The sequence below is a fragment of the Burkholderia sp. LMG 13014 genome, assembly GCF_905232215.1.
GTDB lineage: Bacteria > Pseudomonadota > Gammaproteobacteria > Burkholderiales > Burkholderiaceae > Burkholderia.
Genome location: NZ_CAJNKE010000361.1, coordinates 1 through 6,178, shown reverse-complemented (window position 1 = coordinate 6,178; position 6,178 = coordinate 1). Strand labels below are relative to the sequence as shown.

Below are 6,178 nucleotides of genomic sequence, written 5' to 3'. Positions count from 1 at the left end.
AACCATCCGCAGCTCGAAGCGTGCTTCCGCGCCGCGCAGGCCAGCTTCCCGAATCTCTACCCCGACTACGCGCCGCGCATCGAGCGGCACATCCGGCAACTGGTACCGCTCAAGCTTGCGACGGTCGCGACGATCGGCGACGGCGCGCTGGAGACGGCGGGCAACCTCGTCGAAGCCGTCGCGGCAACGACGCGCGAATTCAACGAACTCGGCGCGGCCGACATGATGGCCGGCATGCTCGCGCAGGCGACGCGCAAGGCCGGCATGTTCGAACGCTGGTTCGGTGCGGCAGCGTCGGGCCATGTCGACTACCGTGCGGCGATCGGGGCGCTCAAGCAGTCGCTCGGCTTCTTCCCGCGCCGCACCGAGGAACTCGCCGCGAAGGTCCGCCATGCGGAAGAGAACCTCGTGGTTGTGCTCGCGGCGCTGAGCGCGGTGTCGGACGTCGTGCGCGCACCGGACGATGCGGGCGTCGAGCGCACGCTGTTCGACCGCCGCAACATCGTCGGGCAGTCGGTGCAGCAGATCCGCATGCAACCCGCGCAATTGCGCGGGCTCGACGAGCGCGTGACCGATCTGATGTCGCGCGCTGATCATCTGATGAACGTCGTGCTACCAGCGGCATTGGCGGCACGGCCGCAGCGCTGAGCGCACGGCTCGGCGGGCACGAATGCGCGCTGTGGTGCGCAGCATTCGCTGCGCAGGCCACGCCGCGTCACGCCATTTCACGTGCACCGGCGCGAGTCTGCTATCTTCCCGGGCATCTCATTGCTTTCCCGCCGATTCTCCATGACTGACCGCATCGTTGCCGCATTCGATTTCGACGGCACCATCACCACGACCGACAGCTTTCGCCATTTCGTCCGCTATGCGGTCGGCACGCCGCGCTTCGCGTGGGCCGGATTGCGTGCGCTGCCGTGGATCGTCGCGATGAAGGCCGGGCTGCTGTCGCGCGGCGACGCGAAGGCGAAGTTCGCATCGTTCGCGTTCGGGCCGGTGCGCGAGGACGCGCTCGATGCGCAGGCGCGCACGTTCGTCGACAGCTATCTGCCGCGCCTCGTGCGTCCGGAAATGCTCGACCGCATTCGCGAGCATCGCGCACGCGGGCACGAGGTCGTGCTGGTGAGTGCGTCGCCGTCGCTGTATCTGGAGAAGTGGGCGAAGACGGCCGGCTTCGACGCGGTACTCGCGACGCGGCTGGCGTTCGAGCGCGGCACCTTCGCCGGGCGGCTCGATGGCGAAAACTGCTGGGGGCCGCAGAAGGTCGTGCGGCTGCGCGGATGGTGGGGCAACCGGCCGCCGAAGCAGTTGTTCGCTTACGGCGACAGCCGTGGCGACAAGGAAATGGCCGAGCTCGCGAACTGGTCGTGGATCCGCGGGCAAGGGCCGATGCCGCCGATCGGCGGCTGAGTGAGCGGCTGACTACGCGGCTGAGTCGGCGGGCGCCGGAGGCCGGCGTTACGCGTCGGCCTGCGCGTGGCGCGTGCCGCGCGACGGGCGATACACGCCCCAGCGATTTGCCCGCGCGAACGTGCCGACGTCGTTGAAGCGCACGCCGACTTCACGCAGTGCCGCATGCGCGGTGCGCGCGGTCAGCTGGCGGATATAGAACGGGTCGCGCACCACGAAGTGATGGATCGCGTGCGTGCTGCCGAAATTGAAGCAGAACAGCTGGAACGGCAGCATCCACCACGGGTTGAGCACCTGGGTCTGCTGGATCACGTTGCGCGAATCGATGTCGCCGAAGTAGTGCATGTTCGAGCTGACGAAGTTGATGCAGAAGCTGCGCACGAAGTTCGGCCCGAGCCACACCACGGCCAGGAAATCGACGACGCTCATCGCGCGTTCGACGAGGGCCGGCACCGTCACCGGGTAGCCGAACGCATGCAGCGCGAACAGGCCGACGTGATAGACGATGAACGCGTGCCACAGCACGTAGTACACGTGACCGACCGGCATGTACGACGACACCTGCTCAACGCGCAACTGCAGGCGCTCGGACGGATCCTGCACCGGCTGCGCGGCCACATACTGCTTCACCTTGCGGCGCATCGCGGCCGGCCGCAGCACGACGGCGAGCATGCCGTCGGCGATCATCAGCAGGCGCTTCACGCCCCAGCGCTCGCCGTTGGTGATGCCGTATTCCTCGAGATCCGATTCGCCGCCCGACACCTTGTGGTGATGCAGGTGCATGCGCCGCCGCGTCCACGGGTTGATCGTGCCGGGCCGCGTGAGCCAGCACAGCGCCATCATCAGGTGATAGGCCCACGGCGTCTTCTTGAAGTACATCAGGTGGATCAGGTCGTGCTCGAGCTCGTGGATCAGCGACGTGACGAACGCGGCGAGCGGCAGCGCGACGTACCATGCGATCGCGCCGCGCGCATACAGCCAGGCGATCGCGAGCATCGCGCTTACCGAGGCGGCCATCACGGTCGCGCCGACGAGGTTCTGGTTGTCGAGCAGCGGAATGCGCGCGCGGATTGCGTCGCTCGCGGCGTTGACCTCGCGGCGGACGTACGCGACCTTGTCCGCGTCGTTGCGAAAGGCGGTTCGTGCGGGTTGGCTCATCGACCGGGATTCCTGCGGAAAGGGTGGGGCGCAATGCCGATGTGACAAGCATAGGCGCGCGCCGGACCGCACGCGAGGGCCGCCGGTGCCAATGGCGGTGTCATTTCGGGCCACGATGGCCGGCCGGCGCGGCTAGAGTCCCGCCCCGGTGTCATTGCGGGCCAGCAACGCTACAATCCGCCGAAACCGCTCCGGAGTCCGCCGCATGGTCCTGTCCGTCCCGGATGCCGCGCGCCAGCTGAACAAGGCGACGGTGTCGTCCGCGTATGCGCTGTTCATGCTGATGCTGGCCGAGGAGCGCGGCATCGACGGCGGCCGCATTCTGGCCGGCTCGGGCGTCGAGCGAGACCGGCTCGCGCAGCCCGATGCGCGTATCACGCCGCTGCAACAGGCGGCGATCGTATTCAACCTGCTCGACGCGACGGACGACCCGTCGATCGCGATCGAGATCGGCCTGCGCAGCAGCCTGACGAAAGCGGGACTGATCGGCTTCGGGCTGATGAGCTGCGCGACGCTCGGCGAGGCGATCGCGCTCGGCATCCGCTACCTGCCGACACGCGTGCCGTTCTTCTCGGTGCGGCTCGCGCAGCTCGACGGGATCGTCGACATCGATGTGCTCGAAGCGTTTCCGCTGGGCCGGCTGCGCCAGTTCGCGGTCGAGAACTTCCTGGTCGAGACGGCGATCCTGTTCAATTCGCTGCTGTATCCGGTGCCGGGGCGCACGCTGCAGTCGCGTGCCGAACTGCATTTCGAATGGCCCGAGCCGCCGTGGTTCGAGCGTTATCGCGCGCGGCTGCCGCGCTGCCATTTCGACGCGAGCGCGAACCGTATCCGCTGCGACGCCGCGCTGCTCGGCGAACCGATCGGCACCGCGAACGCGCATACCGCGCAGATGATCGTGCAGCAGTGCGAGGCCGAACTCGCGCGGCTCGGCTATGCGGAAAGCATCGTCGAGCGCGTGCGCAACCTGCTGATCTGCGGCGAGGGCGGCTATCCGTCGGTCGACGACGTTGCGCGCGAGCTGCATGTGTCGCCGCGTACGCTCAAGCGCAAGCTCGCCGAGTACGGCGCGACATACTCGGCGCTGCTCGACGAGATCCGGTTGCGCGACGCGCTGCGGCTGCTCGAGGGGACACGGCTGCCGGTCGACGAGATCGCCGCGCGTGTCGGCTATACGGATCGCGCCAATTTCACGCGCGCGTTCAAGCGCTGGACGGGCGTCGCGCCGAGCGAGCGGCGCTGAACGCGGGCATGCCGAGTCATGCCGCACGTGTCCCTTCTTCAGACAATCGCGACCCAGTTCGCACCGCGCCCGCCGGCCACGCGCGCGTGCGGCGACAGCGCGCCGTCGTCCGGCGCGATCGCATACACCGATACGTATTCCGACTGTTCGCCGCAGGCGACGAGCCAGCGCCCCGACGGGTCGATCGCGAACCCGCGCGGCTGCGTTTCGGTGGCGGTCGCGTGCGCGGGTTCGAACGTGCCATCTTCGGTGCGGCGATAGCAGAGCAGGCGGCTCGACGTGCGTTCGCTGATATAGGCGTAACGCTCATCGGGCGTCAGGTGCAGGTCGGCGGCCCAGACTGATGGCTCGACGGGCGCGGGCGGCCGTGCATGACCTTGCGCGAGTTCGGCGACGGCCGGATGGCGTGCGCTTACGTGTGCGTCGCTGAGCCGGCCGGTGTCGGGATCGCGCGCGAACGTCGCGAGCGTGGCCTGGAATTCGCTGACGACGACGAGCGCACGGCCGTCATCCGCGAACTGCAGGTGACGCGGGCCGAACCCGGCCGGCACGCGCGTTTCGCCGTGTTCGAGCGCGCGCAGGCCGGCCGCGTCCTCGACGAGCGCAAAGCTGAACACGCGATCCGAGCCGAGCGAACTGACGTACGCGAAACGGTTGTCCGGCGACACGATTACCGAGTGCGCGTTCGCGATGCCGCAGGCGACCTGCAGCGGCGTGCCGTCGCCGTCGCGCACGCGCGCGGCGTCGTAGAGGCTCAGCGAATTCCCGCCATACGACGCGCCGAGCAGCCAGCGGCCGCTGCGGTCGAGCGACAGGTACGCGTGGCTCGCGTCGATCGCGGTCGCGCCGATGCGCACGAGTGCACCGGTGGCCGGTACGACGCGGAACGCGACGATCGTCGGCTGTTCGCCGCGCGTTGCGACGTAGAGCCGCGCGCGGTCGGCCTGCACGGCGATCGGCATCGCGACGTCGGCTGCGGGATAGCGGGCGAGCGGCGCGAGCGTGCCGTCGCCGGCGAGGGAGAACGTGGCGAGATCGCCGTCTGCGGCATTCGAGACGACGACGGTCAGGCGGTCAGTGTTCGGCATGGCGGAGCATCGAAGCGTTCGTGAAGGATTCGTCGGCCGGCAGGCCGCGCGGCGGATCGCTGCGCCGGTGGGTGCGCGCGAACAGCGCGGCGACCGCGGCGACGAGCGATGCGATCGCGAGCGCATACAGCCCGCCCGTGATCGACCCCGTATGTTGCTTCAGATAGCCGAAGGCCGTCGGCGCAACGAAGCCGCCGAGGTTGCCGACCGAGTTGATCAGTGCGATCACGGCCGCGGCCACGCGCGTGTCGAGATAGCCCTGCGGGATCGGCCAGAACAGCGACGACGCGGCCTTGAAGCCGAGCGCGGCGAAGCAGATCGACGCGAACGACCATACCGGATCGTGCGAGGTCGACGCGAACAGCCCGCATGCGGCGAGCACGAGCGCGCACGCAAGCCAGCGCTGCGGATGCTTCCACTTCGACGACAGCACCGCGAAGCCGTACATCGCGCCGATCGCGATCATCCACGGAATCGTGTTGTACAGGCCGACCTGGAAATCGGTGAGGCCGCCCATCTTGCGGATGATCGTCGGCAGCCAGAACGTGGCCGCGTAGATCGTCAGCTGGATCGAGAAATACAGGAAGCAGAACAGCATGATCTGCGGATCGCGCAGCAGCGCGGTGGCGCGCACCGGCACGTTCGAGCGGACGTCGCGCGTCGCGCGCTCCTCGTCGAGCGCGTTCTGCAGCGCCGTGCGTTCTTCGGCCGTGAGCCACGTGGCGTCGCGGATATGCGATTTCAGCAGCAGCCAGCTCGCGCCGCACAGCGCGACCGAGAACATCCCTTCGATCAGGAACATCCATTGCCAGCCTTCGAGGCCGAAACCGCGGATCGACAGCAGCGCGCCGGTGACCGGCCCGGACAGCACCGACGCGAATGCGGAGCCGCCGAGGAAGATCGCCATCGCCTTGCCGCGTTCCTGCGGCGGCAGCCATTGCGACAGGTACAGCACGACGCCGGGGAAGAAGCCGGCCTCGGCCACGCCGAGCAGGAAGCGCAGCGCGTAGAACGACGTGTCGTTCCACACGAACGCCATCGCGGCCGCGACGATGCCCCATGTCGCCATGATCCGGGCGAGCCACACACGTGCGCCGTAGCGCTGCATCAGCAGGTTCGACGGCACTTCGAACAGCGCGTAGCCGACGAAGAACAGCCCGGCGCCGAGGCCGTACGCGGCCGCGCCGATACCGATCGACGCTTCGAGGTGACGATCGACGAAGCCGACGTTCACGCGGTCGATGTAATTCGCGATGAACATGATCAGCACGAGCGGCAG

General features: G+C 68.3%; 6 protein-coding genes. 3 read left to right on the top strand and 3 right to left on the bottom strand.

Annotation, left to right across the window (positions count from 1 at the left end):
• Positions 1-648 (top strand): hypothetical protein (locus JYJ84_RS26005; RefSeq protein WP_205189615.1); only part of this gene is annotated, 648 nt, incomplete at its 5' end.
• A 141-nt stretch (positions 649-789) separates the two neighbouring features.
• On the top strand, positions 790-1,410 hold the full coding sequence (locus JYJ84_RS26000) for an HAD family hydrolase (RefSeq protein WP_122945852.1): 621 nt from the start codon (positions 790-792) through the stop codon (positions 1,408-1,410).
• A 48-nt stretch (positions 1,411-1,458) separates the two neighbouring features.
• Here JYJ84_RS26000 and JYJ84_RS25995 read toward each other — a convergent pair whose 3' ends face one another.
• On the bottom strand, positions 1,459-2,568 hold the full coding sequence (locus tag JYJ84_RS25995) for a fatty acid desaturase (RefSeq protein ID WP_175222684.1): 1,110 nt from the start codon (positions 2,566-2,568) through the stop codon (positions 1,459-1,461).
• Between the two features lie 205 nt (positions 2,569-2,773).
• Here JYJ84_RS25995 and JYJ84_RS25990 point away from each other — a divergent pair, with 205 nt between their 5' ends.
• Positions 2,774-3,811, top strand: a complete 1,038-nt coding sequence (locus JYJ84_RS25990; protein ID WP_175222683.1) for an AraC family transcriptional regulator — start codon at positions 2,774-2,776, stop codon at positions 3,809-3,811.
• 38 nt (positions 3,812-3,849) lie between these two features.
• Here the strand turns inward: JYJ84_RS25990 and JYJ84_RS25985 are convergent, their stop codons facing one another.
• A complete protein-coding gene (locus JYJ84_RS25985) occupies positions 3,850-4,899 on the bottom strand; it encodes a beta-propeller fold lactonase family protein (RefSeq protein WP_175222682.1) in 1,050 nt (349 codons plus the stop codon).
• Positions 4,886-6,178, bottom strand: a 1,293-nt coding sequence (locus JYJ84_RS25980) for an MFS transporter (protein WP_205189613.1), incomplete at its 5' end; no start/stop codon positions are given. The genes JYJ84_RS25980 and JYJ84_RS25985, both read right to left, overlap by 14 nt.